At 48.8% G+C, this 20,078-nt stretch carries 16 protein-coding genes; 8 read left to right on the forward strand and 8 right to left on the reverse strand.

The features are described 5' to 3' along the window. Positions 1-27 precede the first annotated feature (27 nt). The gene (locus tag ACQ5ES_RS01025; protein ID WP_445014104.1) at positions 28-243 is read left to right on the forward strand and encodes a hypothetical protein; all 216 of its coding nucleotides are present in this window, start codon (positions 28-30) and stop codon (positions 241-243) included. Here the strand turns inward: ACQ5ES_RS01025 and ACQ5ES_RS01030 are convergent. From ACQ5ES_RS01030 to ACQ5ES_RS01045, 4 genes are all read right to left on the reverse strand, one after another. Next, positions 218-1,735 (reverse strand): putative bifunctional diguanylate cyclase/phosphodiesterase, encoded by a 1,518-nt coding sequence (locus ACQ5ES_RS01030; RefSeq protein WP_445014105.1) that lies wholly within the window; start codon positions 1,733-1,735, stop codon positions 218-220. The genes ACQ5ES_RS01025 and ACQ5ES_RS01030 overlap by 26 nt on opposite strands. An 89-nt stretch (positions 1,736-1,824) precedes the next feature. After that, on the reverse strand, positions 1,825-2,673 hold the full coding sequence (fghA, locus tag ACQ5ES_RS01035) for an S-formylglutathione hydrolase (protein ID WP_445014106.1): 849 nt from the start codon (positions 2,671-2,673) through the stop codon (positions 1,825-1,827). A 14-nt stretch (positions 2,674-2,687) separates the two neighbouring features. Continuing rightward, on the reverse strand, positions 2,688-3,812 hold the full coding sequence (locus ACQ5ES_RS01040) for an S-(hydroxymethyl)glutathione dehydrogenase/class III alcohol dehydrogenase (protein ID WP_445014107.1): 1,125 nt from the start codon (positions 3,810-3,812) through the stop codon (positions 2,688-2,690). A 123-nt stretch (positions 3,813-3,935) separates the two neighbouring features. Further along, entirely contained in the window at positions 3,936-6,722 is a 2,787-nt protein-coding gene (locus tag ACQ5ES_RS01045) for a M16 family metallopeptidase (protein ID WP_445014108.1), read from the reverse strand. Positions 6,723-6,883: 161 nt separating this feature from the next. On the opposite strand from ACQ5ES_RS01045, the gene udk reads away from it, so the two are divergent. Both udk and ACQ5ES_RS01055 read left to right on the forward strand, forming a co-directional pair. Further along, positions 6,884-7,531, forward strand: a complete 648-nt coding sequence (udk, locus tag ACQ5ES_RS01050) for a uridine kinase (protein WP_445014109.1) — start codon at positions 6,884-6,886, stop codon at positions 7,529-7,531. A 27-nt stretch (positions 7,532-7,558) separates the two neighbouring features. After that, positions 7,559-8,803 carry a NupC/NupG family nucleoside CNT transporter gene (locus tag ACQ5ES_RS01055; protein WP_445014110.1) on the forward strand — a complete coding sequence of 415 codons (1,245 nt, stop codon included), beginning with the start codon at positions 7,559-7,561 and terminating at the stop codon, positions 8,801-8,803. Positions 8,804-8,876: 73 nt separating this feature from the next. Here ACQ5ES_RS01055 and tesB read toward each other — a convergent pair whose 3' ends face one another. Beyond that, positions 8,877-9,740, reverse strand: coding sequence for an acyl-CoA thioesterase II (gene tesB, locus ACQ5ES_RS01060; RefSeq protein WP_445014111.1), 864 nt, complete (start codon positions 9,738-9,740; stop codon positions 8,877-8,879). A gap of 74 nt (positions 9,741-9,814) precedes the next feature. After that, positions 9,815-10,708 carry a diguanylate cyclase domain-containing protein gene (locus ACQ5ES_RS01065; RefSeq protein ID WP_445014112.1) on the reverse strand — a complete coding sequence of 298 codons (894 nt, stop codon included), beginning with the start codon at positions 10,706-10,708 and terminating at the stop codon, positions 9,815-9,817. Positions 10,709-10,916: 208 nt separating this feature from the next. Here ACQ5ES_RS01065 and acnA point away from each other — a divergent pair, with 208 nt between their 5' ends. Beyond that, positions 10,917-13,598 carry an aconitate hydratase AcnA gene (acnA, locus tag ACQ5ES_RS01070; protein ID WP_445014113.1) on the forward strand — a complete coding sequence of 894 codons (2,682 nt, stop codon included), beginning with the start codon at positions 10,917-10,919 and terminating at the stop codon, positions 13,596-13,598. Positions 13,599-13,661: 63 nt separating this feature from the next. Here acnA and ACQ5ES_RS01075 read toward each other — a convergent pair whose 3' ends face one another. Both ACQ5ES_RS01075 and ACQ5ES_RS01080 read right to left on the reverse strand, forming a co-directional pair. After that, on the reverse strand, positions 13,662-14,393 hold the full coding sequence (locus tag ACQ5ES_RS01075) for an SDR family NAD(P)-dependent oxidoreductase (RefSeq protein ID WP_445014114.1): 732 nt from the start codon (positions 14,391-14,393) through the stop codon (positions 13,662-13,664). After that, on the reverse strand, positions 14,390-14,800 hold the full coding sequence (locus ACQ5ES_RS01080; RefSeq protein ID WP_445014115.1) for a 2-amino-4-hydroxy-6-hydroxymethyldihydropteridine diphosphokinase: 411 nt from the start codon (positions 14,798-14,800) through the stop codon (positions 14,390-14,392). Before ACQ5ES_RS01080 ends, ACQ5ES_RS01075 begins: the two co-directional genes overlap by 4 nt. Before the next feature lie 130 nt (positions 14,801-14,930). Between ACQ5ES_RS01080 and ACQ5ES_RS01085 the strand changes: the two genes are divergently transcribed. From ACQ5ES_RS01085 to asnB, 4 genes are all read left to right on the forward strand, one after another. Then, positions 14,931-15,404 carry a hypothetical protein gene (locus ACQ5ES_RS01085; protein ID WP_445014116.1) on the forward strand — a complete coding sequence of 158 codons (474 nt, stop codon included), beginning with the start codon at positions 14,931-14,933 and terminating at the stop codon, positions 15,402-15,404. After that, the gene (locus ACQ5ES_RS01090; RefSeq protein ID WP_445014117.1) at positions 15,397-16,836 is read left to right on the forward strand and encodes a sodium:solute symporter family protein; all 1,440 of its coding nucleotides are present in this window, start codon (positions 15,397-15,399) and stop codon (positions 16,834-16,836) included. The genes ACQ5ES_RS01085 and ACQ5ES_RS01090 overlap by 8 nt, the downstream gene beginning before the upstream one ends. Positions 16,837-16,961: 125 nt before the next feature. After that, positions 16,962-18,026 carry an aspartate/ornithine carbamoyltransferase family protein gene (locus tag ACQ5ES_RS01095; protein ID WP_445014118.1) on the forward strand — a complete coding sequence of 355 codons (1,065 nt, stop codon included), beginning with the start codon at positions 16,962-16,964 and terminating at the stop codon, positions 18,024-18,026. 21 nt (positions 18,027-18,047) lie between these two features. Beyond that, positions 18,048-20,063 carry an asparagine synthase (glutamine-hydrolyzing) gene (gene asnB, locus ACQ5ES_RS01100; protein WP_445014119.1) on the forward strand — a complete coding sequence of 672 codons (2,016 nt, stop codon included), beginning with the start codon at positions 18,048-18,050 and terminating at the stop codon, positions 20,061-20,063. Positions 20,064-20,078: the final 15 nt, after the last annotated feature.

Genomic DNA, 20,078 nt, shown 5'->3' on the forward strand with positions numbered 1-20,078 from the left:
AATTGACTCATAAAACGCAAACTTACTATGATGAAAGATGAACGCGATCTCAGCGAGCTTATTGAGATAATTCCTGACGCCGCTCTCGTTGTCAATCAACAGCGGGAGATTGTTTTGGTTAATCAACTTGCTGCTGTAGGGGAATGCACTGTTGAAGCCATTCTACGTATTGCTGATGATGCCATGTATAAGAGTAAGCGCGCGGGTAAGAATCAAATTACAACTGAACAGCTGACGCTCTGATATTGTGAACGAAAGATTTCAGTGATTGCAGCCCCATGGGTTTTGCGTAGAGAAAACCTTGCACTTCCTGACAGCCTTGTTGTTGGAGATAACGCGCCTGCTGTTGACTTTCGACACCTTCCGCAACAACGCGTAAATGCAAGGCATTCGCCATTGCTAAAATGGTTTTCACCAGCCGTGCATCGTGCGCATTGTTGGCGAGATCACGGACAAAGCTTTGGTCAATTTTGAGCTCTTGAATTGGCAACAAACGCAGAGTGTTTAATGACGAATAGCCAGTGCCGAAATCGTCTAACGAAACCTGAACGCCACGTTCACGAAGCACTTTCAGTACATTTTTTACACCTTCCAGATTGAGTAGGGCTGAAGTTTCTGTTAGCTCCAGTTCAATCACTGACCAGTCACCAGGTAAATCAGCTAAATTATGTAAGAAACGCTGCGTACTGGTATTGGTGTTGAAATCAGCCGCTGAAACATTAAACGATAGTCGTGGAATGGATCCGTAAAGTAAGTCCGCATGAAGTAATTCACGTATTGCTGTTGGCATTATGAAATCAGTGATGGCACAGATTAACCCATGCTGTTCTGCCAATGGTATAAAGATGTCAGGAGGAATGAAGCCTTCTTCAGGATGATGCCAGCGAGCCAATACCTCGACGCCGCTTATGCGCTGATCAGTCAGGTTAAACTGAGGCTGATAAACGATGGAAAGTTTTTTGTTAGCGATGGCAGTTTTTAAGTCAAACAATAATTTAGTTCGTTTTGATGCATGCTCGCCGTATTCGCTTTTATAAAGGCGTAGGCGATTACTCCCCATTGACTTCGCCTCTTCCAGCGCGGTAAGTGCTGCCTCAATAAGCTGTTCGGCGTTACTGGAGTCAGCTGGAAAACGCGCTATACCAAAACATGCAGACAATGCCGAATCAGGCAGTTCGGGAATAATTTGGGCTTGAATAAGCTGTTGTAGGTGTTGAGCTTGCGGTAAAACTTGATCCAGCCAGGTAACCGCAGGGATCGCAATCGCAAACTCATCGCCACCGAATCGGCCTAGCAAAACCCGTTGCTTGAAATGATCACGCAACAAGCCGGCAATGCTTTGCAGATAGCGATCGCCTACGTCACTACCCGCGGTACTGTTTAATTGCTTGAAGCCATCTAAATTGAGCACGATCAGAACCATTGTCTGCTCGTTTTCCCGACAGAACTCAATCTCACTACTGAGTTCGCGAGCGAACATGTGCCGGTTAAGTAAACGCGTTAAGCCATCTCGCTCCGATAAGTTATGTTCGCGATCTAGTGCTGTTTTGGACAAAAAATAAAAGATGCCGGTAGTTACAATAACGTAAGCCCAGCCTTTGAAGGTTTGTAATTCGGTAAGCAAATTCGAGTCGGCAGCAAGCGCCAGCGCAAACTGATCAGAAAAACGAATCCAAACCAATCCCAATATTAGATAAATAATGGCTATGAACGCAGCGGCACGGCGCGGTGACATGACTATCTGTACTCCTTCGCAAAATAGCTTCAAGAAAATGACGCTATTTAGTTAAAAACATAGCAAGGAGTACAGAAATTACCAAGCTTTTAACTTTTTAAATAAGTTTTATGAAAGTTTAGGTGTTCTTCGATAAAACTGGCGATGAAGTAATAGCTATGGTCATAGCCCTCTTGCAGCCTTAGATGAGCGACAAGATGATGTTCCTGGACGGTAGCCCTGAGCGTAGAGAAGTTTAACTGTTCAGCGAGAAAGTTATCGGCGCCACCTTGGTCAACCAGTAACGGAGGGCATTTTTTACCACTACGGATCAGCTCGACGGCATCGTATTCACGCCACAGGTCGCGATCCGAACCTAGGTACCCGCCGAAGGCTTTATGGCCCCACGGGCATTCGGTGGGATGCGCGATTGGCGCAAAGGCCGAGACACTGGCGAACCGATCGGTTTCTCGCAGCGCCATAACCAAGGCGCCATGCCCCCCCATGGAGTGACCACTGATACTGATGCGACCATTCAGGGGGAGAGCGTCGGTTACCACATCGAGCAATTCTTTGGTGATGTAATCGTACATTTGATAATGTCTGGCCCAGGGTTCTTCGGTAGCATTCACATAAAAACCTGCGCCTTGTCCGAAGTCGTACGCGTCATCATCTGCTACCTCTTCGCCGCGTGGACTAGTGTCTGGAATAATCAGCGCCAGGCCAAGTTGTGCGGCGACTCGTTGGGCGCCGGCTTTGCTGCTAAAGTTTTCATCGTTACAGGTGAGGCCTGATAACCACAGCACCGCTGCAACACGATCTTTTCGCAGTGCCTGCGGCGGCAGGTAAATGCTAAATCGCATGGTGCAGTTTAGTGTTTCGGAGACATGTTCATAACGTCGTTGTTCGCCTTCAAAACAGCGCACACTACTCACTAACTTTAAGTTTGCTTGCGGCATAAGTAGGTCCCGTCTTATTTATCGAAATGAATGACCGAGCGGATCGATTTACCTTCGTGCATCAAATCAAATGCTTTATTGATATCGTCGAGTCCCATGGTATGGGTAATGAACGTGCTTAGCTTAAACTCACCATCTAAGTAGCGCTGTACGTAGTCGGGTAATTGGCTACGGCCTTTAACCCCGCCGAATGCGCTACCACGCCATACGCGCCCAGTAACCAATTGGAATGGGCGAGTCGATATTTCTTCGCCAGCTCCGGCGACGCCGATAATGACTGACTCACCCCAACCCTTGTGACAGCACTCTAATGCCGAACGCATCACCTTCACGTTACCAATACACTCGAACGAGAAATCGACCCCGCCATCGGTCATTTCAACAATAACCTCTTGAATCGGCTGGTCGTAGTCTTTGGGGTTTACACAATCGGTCGCACCCAGTTTGCGGGCGATATCGAACTTACTTTCGTTGATATCAATAGCGATAATGCGGCTGGCCTTGGCCATAACTGCTCCGATTATCACTGACAAACCAATACCACCAAGCCCAAAGACCGCAACAGTATCGCCTTCTTGTACTTTTGCGGTATTCATCACGGCGCCCATACCGGTGGTAACGCCACAACCCAGCAAGCAGACTTCTTCAAGTGGTGCTTCTTTGCTGACTTTGGCGAGCGCAATTTCTGGCACTACGGTATGTTCAGCAAAGGTTGAGGTGCCCATGTAGTGATAAATAGGCTTGCCGTCTTTTGAAAAGCGCGTGGTACCGTCAGGCATCAAGCCTTTACCCTGGGTACTACGAATCGCTTGACACAAATTGGTTTTGCCTGATTTACAGAACTTACATTTGCCACATTCCGGGGTGTACAGCGGGATAACATGGTCGCCGACTTCGACTGAAGTAACGCCTTCGCCCACAGCTTCAACAATACCGCCACCTTCGTGGCCAAGTATCGCCGGGAATACCCCTTCAGGGTCCGCCCCAGATAAGGTGTAGGCATCGGTATGGCAGACGCCGGTCGCAACGATACGGACTAAAACTTCACCTTTTTGCGGTGGCATTAAATCAACTTCTTCAACGCTCAACGGCTCGCCAGGTGCCCACGCCACCGCTGCTCGGGTTTTCATCATTTCCATGAAACTATCCTTTTATTTTGTTAGTACGACATATAACTATGGTACACCCTGAGGGTTTTGATACAAAAAAACAAAAAAAAGCCGCTCACGAGGAGCGGCTTTCAAACAGATGAAAAACTGGTGTTACAGCGCGTTACCGTCGCTGTCCAACTTAGTGACTGTGCCGAGATTCAACGACCGTACGTCGTCTTCAATCAGGCTTAAGTCGCCGATGATGACCCATGTCAACGCGTTAGGGCGTAACACGTCGTCCGCAGTGTCACGAATACCTTCGACTTCAAGTGAGCGCACGCGCTGGCCGTAGTTTTCCAACCAAGTCATGTCCTTGCCTTTTTCTAAGGTGTTAACGATAGAACCAAGCAATGCTGCTTTGGTTTCGTAAGCACCTGGCAATTTCGCGGTCTTGTTGGCAATTACTTTCGCAAGCTCGTCGTCAGTTGCCGGATTCGCACCTAAGTAACCTTCGAACTCTTTCAGGATCTCCTGAATCGATTCTTTGGTTTTGTCGGTTTGAACCGGCGCTGTTGCCAGTAACATGCCGGCTTCATCAGCTGAGAACCAGCTTGAACGTGCACCGTATGACCAACCTTTGTCTTCCCGCAGGTTCATGTTCAGGCGGCTAGTGAAACTACCACCAAGAATGGTGTTCATCACGTCAATAGCTTCAGCGTTATCAACATTGCCTGATGGCGCTAGATGGCCAGCAATGATGGTTGACTGCGGCGTACCTGGTTGATCGATAAGGTAAACACGCACTTCTTGCTGCGGCTCAACTGCAGTGAATTGCTTCTCTGGTGCAGCGGCTGCAGGGTTTTCCCAATCACCAAAATATTGTTCGAGCAATGGCTTGATTTCAGCTTCGGTGGTGGCGCCAACGATCACTAACCGTGAAATGTCTGGACGTAACCAAGTGTTAGCGTGGTCAACCAAATCGGCACGAGTGAGTGAGTTAATCGATGCTTCGGTACCTGAGCCAGTGAATGGCACACTATAGGCGTGGTTATCACCGAAAATCAGCTGTGGTAGCACGCGGAAGGCTTGCGACCTAGGCTGTGCCTTCTCTTTTTTGATGCTTTCAATCCAGAGTCCACGCTTACGCTCAATTTCTTCTTCTGAGAACGCAGGGTTCATCAACACATCGGCCATAATGTCTAAGCTTGGTTGAAGATTAGTCACCAAGGTATCCATGCTTACCGTTGAGCTATCAAGGCTAGCGCTGGCGTACAAGTTGGTACCTAAAGATTCAAGTTCTTTGCTCAACTCAAGGCTATCACGTGAGGTGGTACCTTCGCGCAACATGCTCATGGTGTAACTTGCGGTACCGACTTTACCACCGAAATCTGCAGCATAGCCGCTGTCGATAACCAGGCGCATTTGTACGGTAGGTACGTCATGACGCTCAGCTAAGGCAACTTCTAAACCGTTTGATAGGGTAAAGGTGGTCAGTTGTGGCAGATCAAGTTGCGGCAGTTCACCAACCTCTGGAAGCTTAGAGCGATCGGCTTGTGCTTCAATGGTGGTGTAATTTGGCTGTGGAACCACGTTTAAGACAAAGGCTCCATCACTCAACCAACGCTCTGCGGCAGCTTGCACTTTCGCTGGCGTTGCGGCTTCAAGGTAGTCCATAGATTGCTTATAGAAACCTGGGTCACCGTGGTAGACTTCACCGGCTGCCAGAATATCTGATTTACCGCCGAAACCACCAATGCGCTCCGCGCCGCGGACGAATCCAGCAACAGTGCTGAATTTCGTACGTGCTAACTCTTCCGCAGTTGGACCTTGAGCAATGATTTTCGCAACTTCTTCATCAATGATCGCTTCGATGCGATCCATGTCAACGCCGGGTTTGGCATCGGCAATGATAAAGAATTGACCTGCTAACACACGGTCGTAGTTAAAACCTGAGACCATGCTGGCGATTTGCTCATCATAAACCAACCGCTGATAAAGACGTGAGTTCTTACCGCTGGCTAGAATATCGACCAACAACCCTAAATACTCAGAGTCGGCGGTACCCATTTCGGCGGTGTTCCAAAGCTTATAAAGGCGTGCTGCTGGAACGTTGTCTTCCATGGTTGCACGTTTGGTGCCTTCGCGCTTAGCTACCCAGCTGTTTAATTTTTTCAGTGGTTTACCTGGTGCTATATCACCAAAATATTTGTTCATTTTTTGTTTGGCGGTTTCGACATCGATGTCACCAGCCAATACCACTACCGCATTTGCGGTGCCGTAGTAATCGTTGAACCACTGATGGACATCATCAAGTGATGCGGCGTTCAAGTCTTCCATTGAACCGATTACCGACCAAGAATACGGATGGCCTTCAGGGAAAGTTTGCTCTGCCAGGTAACCGAACACACGGCCGTAGGGTTGTGCTTCGCCCTGACGTTTTTCGTTTTGTACTACGCCACGTTGTTCATCAAGTTTGTCTTGGGTTACTGCCCCAAGTAAGTGGCCCATACGATCTGATTCCATCCATAGCGCCATATCGAGGGCAGGGGTAGGAACATTTTGGAAGTAGTTGGTACGGTCGCTGTTGGTGGTACCGTTCATGTCGGTCGCGCCGGCACGTTCAAACGGGCCAAAGTACTCATCGTCGTAGTTTTCAGTGCCGTTGAACATTAAATGTTCAAACAAATGCGCGAAACCGGTTTGGCCTTCGACTTCGTCTTTTGAACCAACTCCGTACCACACGTTGACAGCAACGATTGGAGCCTTACGATCTTCATGTACGACGACACGCAAACCGTTATCCAGGGTGAACGTTTCGTAGCTGATATCAACATCAGGTAAATTTTGTTGTTGAACTGTGGCAGCGTTATTCGCTGACGCTTGTTGTGCGGTTGCCTGGCATCCGCCGAGCAGAACTGTAGCAACGGCCATCGCCGTTAAAGTCTTTGATAATCGCATAGCTATCTTCCGTTTTAGTGTTTTAACACTCTGATAATACGGCAGTGGCGTGTTGTTGTAATCTTGTGAAGGGCAAAAAAATGTAACAAGATTGGTCTAGCGCTTACAACACTTCCAATTACCGGATGGATCAAGGATAATTCCCGGCTATTATTAGGCAAATGAAGAATTTTAGCGTGGGAAAAACAACCATCATCGCCATCGCTGGTGCCTCAGCGTCAGGTAAAAGTCTATTTGCATCAACTGTCTACCAAGAGCTCGTTGCTGAGTTGGGCGGTAATGGTATCGCGATCCTTGCAGAAGATGCGTATTACCGTGACCAAAGTCATCTGACCTTCGAGCAACGGCAGTTGACGAACTACGACCACCCGTCTGCGTTCGAGCACGAGCTGCTGGTGCAGCATCTGGAGCAACTTCGTGATGGTCAAGCGGTGGAAATGCCGCAATACAGTTATACGACCCATACCAGAACCGCGGAAACTATTAAGGTTCAACCTGGTAGAGTGATCATGGTGGAAGGGATTTTGTTGCTCCACGATCCACATTTGCGTAAGTTATTCGATATCTCGGTGTTTATGGACACACCACTTGATGTGTGTTTATTGCGCCGTATGACTCGAGATGTAGAAGAGCGTGGCCGAAACATCCAGTCCGTCGCCGAGCAGTATGAGGAAACGGTTCGTCCATCATTCTTCGAGTTTATTCTGCCATCTAAGCAATTTGCTGATTTGGTAGTCACTCGCGGCGGTCAGAATGAGATTGCCATTGACCTTATAAAATCGAAAATTCGTCAATTACTGGCGGAGTAAGAGCTAACAACAACAACGGTCTCAAGTATGAATAGTTTCCTCGGCATCGCCATTTTATTTCTTATTGCTTTCATTTTTTCGAATAGTCGCAAAAATATACGTTGGCGTACGGTAGGCGGTGCATTCGCTATTCAAGTCGCCCTTGGTGCTTTCGTTTTATACGTCCCTTTCGGTCAAGAAGTGCTCTACGCTGTCGCCTCTGGAGTCGCGAAAATTATTTCGTTTACCAGTGCTGGTATCGACTTTATGTTCGGTGGCCTGGCGTCAGATGACTTTGGTTTCGTGTTCGCGATTCAAGTTTTAAGTGTCATTGTATTTTTCTCGTCGTTAATTTCGGTGCTCTATTACCTCGGCATTATGAAATGGATCATTAAAATCCTCGGTGGCTCACTGCATAAAATTATTGGCAGCAGCCGTCCGGAGTCGATGTCTGCAGCGGCTAACATTTTCGTTGGTCAGACCGAAGCGCCGATGATGGTACGTCCATTCATTCGCAGCATGACGCGTTCAGAACTATTTGCCGTTATGGTCGGCGGTATGTGCTCGGTATCGGGCTCGGTGTTGGCCGGTTATGCCGGCGTTGGGGTGGAGCTAAAATACTTGATCGCAGCAAGCTTCATGGCAGCGCCAGCGGGTCTTATGATGGCGAAAATGATCATGCCTGAGCTGGATAAACCGCGCGAAGATATCGAAAATATTATCGATGGTACTGACGCGCAGAAAGCGGGCGATATTGAAGTTGAAGACCGCGCGGTAAACGTGATTGATGCTGCGGCTGCAGGTGCTTCCAGTGGTGTTCAGCTTGCCATTAATGTTGGTGCGATGCTGATTGCCTTCGTTGCGTTAATCGCTCTTATTAACGGTATTTTTGGTTGGGTCGGCGGTTGGTTCGGTTACCCGGACTTGTCGTTACAGGAACTCTTTGGTTATGTGTTCCAGCCTATAGCTTATGTACTTGGCGTAAGTTGGGATGAAGCTCAGCTGGCAGGGAGTTTCATTGGTCAGAAACTCGTCATCAACGAGTTTGTTGCCTACCTCGATTTTGTCAATTATAAAGATCAGCTCAGTGCGCACAGCGAGGTGATTATTACCTTCGTATTGTGTGGCTTCGCTAACTTCTCGTCGATTGCCATTCTGCTCGGTGGTTTAGGCGGCATGGCGCCAAGTCGCCGCCACGACATCGCCCGGCTTGGTATGCGCGCGTTGCTCGCCGCAACCCTGGCGAACATGATGAGCGCTGCCATCGCTGGCTTCTTTTTTAGTATCGCGTAGGTAAATTCGGTTTACGAAAAAGCCCCATAGCTGATCTCAGTTATGGGGCTTTTTGTTATTCGCACATACGCTCTTATTTTTTATGTTTTCGCATCACGCCTTCTTGTGCAGTGGATGCAACCAGCACGCCGTCGCGCGTGAAAAACTGGCCGCGCACGAGGCCGCGGGCGCCACCGGCGACCGGACTATCAATCGCATACAGAATCCAATCATCCAGACGAAAATCTTTGTGAAACCACATGGAATGATCGATGGTGGCCATTTGCATGTCGGGCTGCGCGAAGCTTACGCCGTGGGGCTGCAGCGCGGTTGGTAAAAAGTTGAAATCAGAGGCATAAGCGAGCAGGTACTTGTGTACCCGTGAGTCATTTGGCATCGCGCCGTTTGCACGGATCCAGACGTAACGTTTGGGCTTATCGATTTTTGGCTTGAATGGATTGTTGGCGGTAACAAAGCGCATTTCAATCGGCTTTTCCGAAATGAATTTATTGCGAATCTTCTCTGGAATCAGCTCTGCGTGTTCGCGATAGATGTCGATATCAGAGACCAACCCTTCAGGTCCGGGAACTTCAGGCATGGTGTCCTGATGTTCAAAGCCTGGCTCATCAATTTGAAATGATGCCGTCATGTAAAAGATAGGCTTACCGTTTTGTACGGCTTTTACCCGACGGGTTGAAAAACTTCTGCCATCGCGAACATTTTCGACATCGTAAATGATAGGTTTCTGGACATCGCCGGGGCGCAAAAAGTAGGAATGAAGCGAATGTACCTTGCGATCTCCAGGCAAGCTTTCTTTAGCTGCAGATAGTGCTTGACCGATCACCTGGCCGCCAAAGACTGCGCCAAAGCCTAAATCCTGGCTCTGACCGCGATAGATCCCCTGATCGATAGTTTCCAGGCGGAGTAAATCAAGCAAATCCTGCAATACTTGGCTCATCGTTATTCCTTTTCGGTTAGCTAGGGCTCCTATTATAAGCTGCCTGACAACTACAACAAAAGCTTTGCGAGAGTTTAAGTTGAAGCGAGCATAACCTTATGGTCAGAAACACGTTTTGCCCGATACATGGCGTCGTCAGCGCGCACTAACAATGATTCTAAATCGTTGCCGTGGAGTCCAGCGAGGGCAATTCCGACGCTCGCGTCAATGCTGAACTTGCCTTCGGGCAGCTCAATGGGCTGCTCGAGCGCCGCTAATAATTTATTGGCGATGGCAAGCGCGTCGCTCTGATTTTGCACACGTTCAAACAACACCACAAATTCGTCACCGCCGATACGCGCGAGGGTATCGTGACTGCGTAGGTTTTGTTGCAACCGCTGAGCGGCGGCACGAATCACCCGATCACCGACAGCGTGACCATGCTGGTCATTGATTTCTTTAAAGCGATCTAAATCAATGTAAGCAACCGCAACATCGTTTGAGTGTTCAAGCGCTTGTTGCGCGCGGGTGTAAAAATAACTGCGGTTGGGTAATTCAGTCAGTGGGTCGTACAGCGCAAGTTGCTCCAGGCGTTGCAGTAATTGTTGCCGCTCGATTTCTACTTTGCGTTGATGGGTAATATCGCGGGCAACCGCAATGCGGATATTGTCTGATTCCGAATAACGCGCCGACCAGGAAATATGTGCAATTTCGCCATTTTTCCGAAGGTAGCGATTTTCAAAATCCACTTTGCCTTCGCCGGCCATAATCTCTGCGGCCAGGCCGCGGGTGCGGTTGTGATCATCTGGATGCATAAAATCAAACATTGACCTGCCGATCATTTCCTTTGGTGAGTAACCAAAAACACGTTCGCCACCTGCGCTTATGTAGATAAATACCCCTTCGGGATCAACCACGCAGATGGCGTCCATGAGTAGGTCCATGTACTGACCTAGGGTCTCGAACGTTTCGAGCTTTGGGTGTGGCATTGTAGGTGGCGCTTAAATTGTGGCAATACCTAAGCTTATACCATCATCGGTGTGAATTGTGAGTAGCTATCAAACTATCGTCGGATCAGCACGTTAGTGAGTTGATCTTTACCATGTAACATCCCATAGTGACTATAAATGAGTACTATGGCCTGGTCGCCAATTTGCGGCTATGCTTAGAGGATGTATCGTTAAGAAGGAGTAAGCTATGTCGAGTAACGACAGCTTGAAAACGTTAAGTACGTTAGAAGTAAACGGTAAGACTTATCATTACCACAGCTTGCCAAAGGCTGCAGAGAAGCTTAAGAACATCGGTGATATTGATAAATTGCCGACATCGATGAAAGTTTTACTGGAAAACCTGTTACGCAACGAAGACGGCGAAACCGTTGTCCCAGATGATATTGATGCTATTGCGCATTGGTTAGCTGAGCGCAAATCCGATCGAGAAATTCAGTACCGGCCAGCGCGTGTACTCATGCAAGATTTTACCGGCGTACCGGCGATTGTCGACTTGGCAGCAATGCGCGATGCCGTTGCCAAAGCAGGTCAGGATCCAGAACAAATTAATCCATTATCAGCCGTAGATCTGGTTATCGACCACTCGGTGATGGTGGATCAATTTGCAACGCCTGAAGCGTTTAAAGAAAACGTACGTATCGAAATGGAACGCAACTTTGAGCGTTATCAATTCCTCCGCTGGGGTCAAAGCGCATTCGAAAATTTCCGCGTGGTACCACCGGGCACGGGAATATGCCACCAGGTTAATTTGGAATATCTGGCAAAAGTGGCTTGGACCAAAGAACAAGATGGCAAAACCTTTGTTGTGCCTGACACTTTGGTGGGCACCGATTCGCACACCACCATGATTAACGGACTGGGTGTTTTAGGCTGGGGTGTTGGTGGTATCGAGGCCGAGGCCGCCATGTTGGGACAACCGATTTCAATGTTGATACCGGAGGTTGTTGGCTTCCGTGTTACCGGCAAGTTGCCTGAAGGTGTTACCGCGACCGACTTGGTGTTAACTGTCACCCAGATGCTGCGTAAGCACGGTGTGGTGGGTAAATTCGTTGAGTTTTACGGCCCAGGCTTAGATCATCTGCCGCTGGCTGACCGCGCCACCATTGCCAATATGGCTCCGGAATACGGTGCGACCTGTGGTTTCTTCCCGGTTGACCAGGAAACCCTGCGTTATCTTGAACTGTCAGGTCGTGAGCAAGAAACTATCGATTTAGTCGAAGCGTACAGCAAGGCGCAAGGTATGTGGCGTGAAACAGGTAACGAACCTGTGTTCACCGATTCAATGGAATTAGATTTAAGTACCGTTGGAGCTTCCCTGGCAGGTCCGAAACGCCCACAAGATCGCGTTGCTATGCCACAGCTTGGTGCCAATTTTGATCTTATTCTTGAGCAATCTGGGCAAGCGAACGAAAAAGACAAGAAAGTACAGGTACCAGGCAAGGATTACACCTTGTCTCATGGTGACGTCGTGATTGCGGCAATTACCTCCTGTACCAACACCTCGAATCCAAGTGTAATGATGGCTGCTGGTCTGGTTGCGCAGAAAGCTGTGGACAAAGGTTTGATGCGCAAGCCATGGGTGAAATCATCATTGGCTCCAGGCTCGAAAGTCGTGACCGATTACCTGGACAAAGCTGGTTTTACTTCTTCCCTGAACAAGATCGGTTTCAATCTAGTGGGTTACGGCTGTACCACCTGTATCGGTAACTCAGGTCCGTTGCCGGACGACGTTAGCGCCGCAATTAAAGAAGGTGACTTGACGGTATCTTCGGTACTTTCCGGTAACCGTAACTTTGAAGGTCGTGTGCATCCAGAGGTGCAAGCGAACTGGTTAGCGTCACCTCCCTTAGTGGTTGCTTATGCTTTGGCAGGTACCACCCGCATTGACCTCAGCAAAGATCCGCTGGGCCAAGATCAGGATGGTAACCCTGTATACCTGAAAGATATCTGGCCAAGCACCAAAGAGATCGCGGAAGCGGTAAGCTTTGTCGATGATGACATGTTCCGCCGTGAATATGGTGAAGTATTCAGAGGTGATGAAGAATGGCGTGGTATCCCAATTAGTGAAGGTAATACGTACAACTGGAGTGACGATTCAACCTATGTGAAAAATCCGCCTTACTTCAACGAGATCGATCAACCACTGACGGCCATGAGCAACGTTAAAGACGCTCGTGTGCTGGCGGTGTTTGCAGACTCAATTACCACCGACCATATTTCACCCGCGGGTTCCATCAAGCCTGACTCGCCTGCCGGTAAATACCTGCAAGCGAACGGTGTTGAAGTGAAAGATTTCAACTCTTATGGCTCGCGTCGTGGTAATCATGAAGTCATGATGCGTGGCACCTTTGCCAACATCCGCATCAAAAACCAAATGCTTGATAATGTTGAAGGCGGTTACACCATTCATGTGCCATCGGGCGAACAAATGTCGATTTACGACGCCGCGATGAAGTACCAGAAAGAGAATACTCCGCTGGTCGTGTTGGCAGGTAAAGAGTACGGTACGGGCTCAAGTCGTGACTGGGCTGCAAAAGGTACAACCTTACTTGGGGTAAGAGCTGTTATCGCCGAGAGTTATGAGCGTATACACCGTTCCAACCTTATTGGCATGGGTGTGTTACCCCTGCAGTTTGAGGCTGATCAAGGTGTGCAGGCACAGGGTCTGAACGGTCATGAGAAGATCTCTATTGAGGGTATTGATGAAACGCTCAAGCCGGGTCAAATGCTGAAAGTCACAGCGGAAAAAGATGATGGCTCTAAGGTAACCTTTGAAGTGAAGTGTCGTATCGATACCAACACCGAGCTGGACTACTACAAAAATGGCGGTATTTTACATTATGTATTGCGCCAAATGCTGGACGCTTGATCAGCGTTCAGTTAGCAAAGCCAGGCTCCGCGGCCTGGCTTTTTTTATGGGTAGTCCGAAATGCTAAATAAGCAAAGCGCGACCGCCGTCAACTTTAATGAACTCACCGGTAACAAACGGATTGTCACGCAAAAAGCGCACGGCTTGAATCATGGGCTCTAGTCCGCCCTCAACCTTCAATGGTGTTTCTGCGAGTACTTTATCGCGATGTTCACTGTCATGTTCAGGTAAAAAGAGAATAGGACCCGGTTGAATGCCGTTCACCCGCACTTTTGGTGCCAGTTGCTTGGCAAAGCTTTGCGTTAGATTGGCTAATCCAGCCTTAGCCGCGCAATAAGCGATATAACCCGTCGCTGGACTGTCGGTATAAATGTCGGTGATATTGATGACCGCGCCATCGCCGTGAGCGGCTAATAGTTCACTTAGCCCATGAATCAACTGATAAGGCGCTTGCACATGCACTTGGAACACTGCCGCCAAGGCCTGCGGATCTGCGTTGACACGTTCATTGTCGTAGAAGCATGAGGCATTGTTCACCAGCAGGTCGAGTCGCTGGGTGCTTTGTTTGACGTCGATAACAAGTTGCTCAATTGCCTGCTGATCGGTTAAATCGGCTTGCAGCCCCAGCGCACCAAGCTCTTCAAGTTCGGCAACGCCTTCGCGCGAGGAATTGTAGTGAGCCAATACCCGATAGCCTTCGGCCAGTAATGCTTTCGCCAATTCAAAGCCGAAGCGACGTCCGGCACCGGTGATGAGTGCCACCGGTTGTTGCTCTGTAACTGCCGTTGAGGTCATGCGGATAACTCCATTTGCTGGGCTACAGGTTTTAGGCTGGCACACATATCTTGCAGGTAGTCAGGTACCTGCTGCCATGCAGCATCAGCTTCGTGCTGGCTGAGTTCACCAAGGATATCAATATCCATCGGGCGGTCTTTTTCACTGCTCAGCGGATCAGAACGATCACGGCCGAGCGCTTCTTCAATGGCGTTAAATTCTGCTTTGAGCTGTTCCGCATTAAGTTGGGTTTTAATGATGAACAGCGCATTAAGAAAGTCATGTTCAGTATCAATCGCCACTGGCTGCGTGTAGCACGCTGCCGAGTAGGTCGCCTGACCTAAACCAACGATCAGTGCTTTGGCATGGGAAAAATTTGCTTCCGGAGCGAGATTCGCTCCCATACTGCATAAAAAAACATGAACCATGTGGTTTACCACCTTCCTCTGATTGCTTTTAGCATACCTTGATACGCCTTGACTCGAAAGACAGATCCTTCAAGTTGCAATGATTTTGTTAGCTTGCTAGCCTAGAAACAAAGAGCTATAGGAAGGAATCGTGCCGAAACGTTACGGCTTTATTAGTCAAATCGCTCTGTTGTTTTTTATCACGCTGCTGGCGCGGCCTGCTAGTGCGCAAGACACCGCAACCCATTTCACTTTATCCGCTCAGGAAACCAGCCGCGAAGGTTACTTCGTACTGGCGCTTGACCAAGCACCACGGGCTGGCATGATTGTGCAGCAGAGCTCGCGCAGAGACTTCAGCGAAATTAATACTGAATTTGCCTGGTTTGGTGATTTTGAAAAGATGACCCTAACCGGCTTTAGCGATGGCGATTATTACTTCCGCCTGAAACCCAGTGCTGAACTATCGAGTAACGTGGTCGTGGTTAGCGTGCGGCACTACTCAAGTTGGCAGGCTTATAGTTTATTTTTTACCGGGTTGGTGTTATTTATCGTGCTGGTGGTCACTATCATTACCCTGCATCGACGCCGTCGCAATGACGCGACACCAAAGGTGAAGCATGACTGAAACCAGCGGCTTCGCACTTTCAAGCTCTTTAGGGCTCACACTTGTTGTGGTATTCGGCTTGGCCTGGGTCTTGTTTGGTTGGTACCTGGGACGCGCCAATAAAACCCATGAGGATTTTGCGTTGGCCGGCAGAAATGTCGGATTTGCGTTAGCTTCCGCAACAGCCATGGCGACGTGGGTTACCAGTAACACAACGCTAGTGGCGCCCCAGCTTACCTACCAATTCGGTATTTGGGGCATGGTTGGCTATTCGTTCGCTGCACTTGGCCTGATTTTATTTGCGCCGCTGGCGGCCCGAATTAAGCGCCTCATGCCCAATGGTTATACCTCCGGTGATTTTGTACGCTTGCGCTACGGGCAAGCGGCCTGGTGGGCCTTTATTCTTATTTCTGTGGTCTACGCCTTTGGCTGGTTGGTCAGTCTTGGCATGGCGGGTGGCATCCTGTTGGAGGCCCTGAGTGGTCTTGACTATCACATTGGCATGACTTCTATTTTGATTATCTGTGTGGGGTATACGTTGTTTGGTGGCCTACGTGCAGTTATCGCTACAGACTTTATCCAGGCGTTGATTATTATTGTGGGCGTGGTACTGATCGCTTGGTTCTTGATTGATACGGTGAGTCTCGAGTCGATTCATAGCGAAGTGCAAAGCAACCATCCGCAACTGCTCGATTTACTATTTCCTGCTGCCATCATGTTCTTATTTAACAATATATTTTTCGGCCTTGGCGAGATCTTTCACTCCAACGTATGGTGGTCCCGTGCGTTAGCATTTAAGGGTAAAGTGGCATTTAAAGCTTACTTGCTTGGCGGATTGTTATGGTTACCGATTCCAATCGTGACGGGCTTTATTGCTCTGGCTGCTCCACAGCTTGGGATTTTTCCGCCAAGTGCCGACATGGTAGGTCCTATGGTCGCAGCTGAGGTGTTAGGGAAAGTCGGTGCGGTAGTCGTGTTTATCGTGGTGTTCTCAGCGTTGGCATCGAGTCTTGACTCCTTGTTAGCGGCGACCTCTGATTTGGTGACCCGCGATATCTACAATAAAAAACTCAAACCTAAGGCTAGCGATAAGCATTTACTGCGATTCAATCGCTACAGCATTCTGGGATTAGGGGTGCTGACCTGGTTACTTTGTCTACCACAAATAGCGACCCTAGGCGCACTACTTAATTTTGCCGGGGCCTTCGTTGCCAGCACTATTTTCCCTATTGTCCTAGGTCTATATCACCGCCGTCTAAGCGGTAAGTATGCCGCGGCAGCTATGACCCTGGGTACAGTTACCGGCTTGGCTGGTTACTTCCTTATCGGTTTTTACGTTGCGGCCTTGTTGTCGTGCATAGTTTCCGCCTTAATTTGCGGTTTGGGACTAGTATTAAGTAAGCATCAGTTTGACTGGCAGCAACTAGACGAACAAGAGGAGCACTCGGCATGACCATGGGTTTGACGGCATTTAGTACCCTTGTGGTGGTCTGTTTAGTGCTGACCGCATGCGCTCCCGTGATCCTTATCGGGCTCTGGCTAAGAGATTTCATTTCTAAACAAATATGGTAATTCATTATGAATGTAAATGACGTTTCGTTTGAGCGTGAACGTCCTGATGTCTATGGGGATGCGCATCCAAAAGCGTTGCTTAGGACAATTCAGGAAGATGGCGATTTTTTAGTGAAGCTCGCCAAACAACATATTGTTTCGGGTGATCAGTTTGATCAAGAGACCATGAAGCAGTTGTTCCGCTTAGCAGCGAAAATTGAAAGTAACCCAAAACGGTTCAGCTCGCCGTTGCAGAACAAAATTCTGATCAGTGCGTTTTATGAACCCAGCACGCGCACGCGGCTATCGTTTGAAAGTGCCTGGCATCGCCTCGGTGGCGACATCATGTCGATTACCGATCGCTCGACCACGGGTATTGCCAAAGGTGAGTGCCTTGCTGATGTCGCCGAAATGTTCAACAACTATGGTGACTGTGTGGTGCTAAGAGACAATCATGAAAGCTCGCTATTTGAGATGATGGATGCCTTGCGTATACCTATTATCAACGCTGGTAATGGCGCCGATGAACATCCGACGCAAGCGTTAGCCGATATGTATGCGATTTTTAAGTGGCGCCCGACACTGGTTGACCCAGAGTCCAGCGACAACGTTAAAATTGGCGTTATTGGGGTGCCAAATAAAATGCGCACGGTACGCAGTTTTTTGAAATGCCTATCGGTTTTTCCTGACGCAGTGGCTGAGTTAGTAATTATTCATGATGCAGCTAGTACAGACGAATTATGGGGTGAAGGGCAACGTGAAGAGCTTGAAGCACGGGGAATTCGTGTCCGCACTGTGACCGAACTTGATACAGTTTTGCCGGAGCTTGATATTGTCTACATCAACGCAATTTCATGGGAAGGTGACACCTTCAACACTTACGGTGATGCTTTCCATTTAACTGAGAAGTCGCCGTTAAAGAAAGACGCAATTATTTTACACCCGTTAGCGCGTGGGGAAGAGTTGTCGACGGCACTCGATCACACCTCGCATAATTGGTATTTCAGCCAAGCCCGAGGCGCAGTTTTTCTGCGCATGGCATTACTCACCTGTATGGTCGAACGCGCAGAACGCGTGATGGATGTGGTGTAACACTTACGAGGATTAAGCAAAATGTGTGGTATTGCAGGAATTTTTAATCAACGCGCGAGCGAAACGCCAGACGCGCAAACACTCGTTAATATGGCAGCCATCATGCACCATCGTGGTCCGGATGGTTTTGGTTATCAAATTATGGACGGCAGCGGCGTCGGCTTCAGCCATGCGCGGTTAACTATTATTGACTTAAACGAAGAACGCGCGCGGCAACCTTTTGTGTCGGCAGACGGAAATTTGATGCTGGCACATAACGGAGAATTTTACGATTTTAAACGTATTCGCGCAGATTTAACCGCACAGGGTGCTCGTTTCCGCACCAAAAGCGATTCTGAGATCGTCATGCATCTGTATCAACGCGAAGGTCTTGAGGAGACGTTGAAGCAGCTACGCGGCGAGTTTGCCTTTGGTCTTTATGACCAGCAAGAAGATAGTATGTATCTGGTGCGCGATCGCTTTGGGGTAAAACCTTTGTATTACACGCACACTAATGACGGCGTGGTCTTTGGTTCCGAATTGAAAGTGTTGTTTGCACATCCATCAGTACCTCGGAACTTCTCCTCCGAAGGGCTTTATCATCAACTTATCCAAGTGATGGTGCCGGGCTCAACCGCATTTGAAGGAATCCACCAAGTGCCGCCCGGGCATGTAGTGAAGGTGCAACGTAAAAAGGGTGAACTTGAGCTCTCTGAATTTAAATATTGGGACGTTAACTTTCCGCAGGAAAGTGACTATCCAGGCGACGATGTTGATGAACAACCTTACATTGATGGTGTCCGCAAACATTTGCTTGAGGCGGTGCAACATCGTTTGACGGCAGATGTACCGGTAGGTTGTTATCTGTCCGGTGGTATTGATTCCTGTGCCATCCTGGGACTGTCCGCAGCATCGACGCAAACTTCAGTTAAAGCCTTTACCATCGGTTTTGACTCCAGCGAATACGATGAAACGCCGATCGCGCAGGAAATGGCCGAAGCTACTGGTGCTGACCACCACATCATGCGTTTGAATGCGGATGATTTATATGATCATTTCGTCAAAACAATTTGGCACACAGAGCGCACGATTTATAACACATTAGGCGTTGCCAAGTACTTGATGAGTCAGCAAGTGAACCAAGTAAACTACAAAGTTGTGTTAACCGGTGAGGGCTCTGATGAACTCTTTGCCGGGTACCCGGCGTTTCGTAAAGATATGTTTTTACACGGTCTGGATCATCTTCCTGACAGCGAGCGCAAAGCCTGGCAAGAACTATTAGAAAAAAGCAATAAGCTGGTGAAAGGGGCGATGCTAGCCCGCGAAGAGTATGTCAGTGCCGCATTTAACACCAAAATGGGCTTTACCCCGAGCTGTGTGCAGCCGTGGTTGTCGGTTTCCAGTGTTGCTTTGCCGCTGATCGCTAAACCGCGCCGTGCGCAAGTTGAGGAGTATGATCCGGGTAAAGCGATTGCCGATACATTAGATGAAGAGATGCTTATCGGGCGCCATCCGCTGGACCGCGCACAGTATGTCTGGATTAAAACCATGCTCGAAGGGCAAATCCTGACTTGGGGCGGTGATCGCGTCGATATGGCGAATTCAATGGAAGCACGACCAGCATTTCTCGACCATCACCTTGCTGAATATGCGTTCACGGTGCCGCCACACCTGCGTATTAAGGGGAATAAAGAAAAATATGTGTTACGGGAAGCGATGAAAGGGTTATTACCAGAAACCCTCTATAAACGTGAGAAATTCGCCTTTATGGCGCCACCAGCACATACGGATCCGAAGAAATGGCAGGCCGTGGAAAAACTGGCTGAGCAATTCCTGTCGAAAGAAGCAATCGAGGAGGCCGGTCTACTGGACTTTGATGAAGTGCAGCGCACCTTCGCGAAGCACGAGTCTGATGAGGTCAGTATTGATGAAAAGGTACAGCTAGATGCCGTTATAAATCACATGTTAGGGGTGCAGATTATGCATCATCACTTTGTCAAGACCGATGTTCCGGCGCTGGCCGCGCAGCGTGCCAAAGAACTGGATTGGCACGCCTAAACCTTTAACGCTGCA

Source organism: Pseudidiomarina xizangensis (assembly GCF_052541995.1).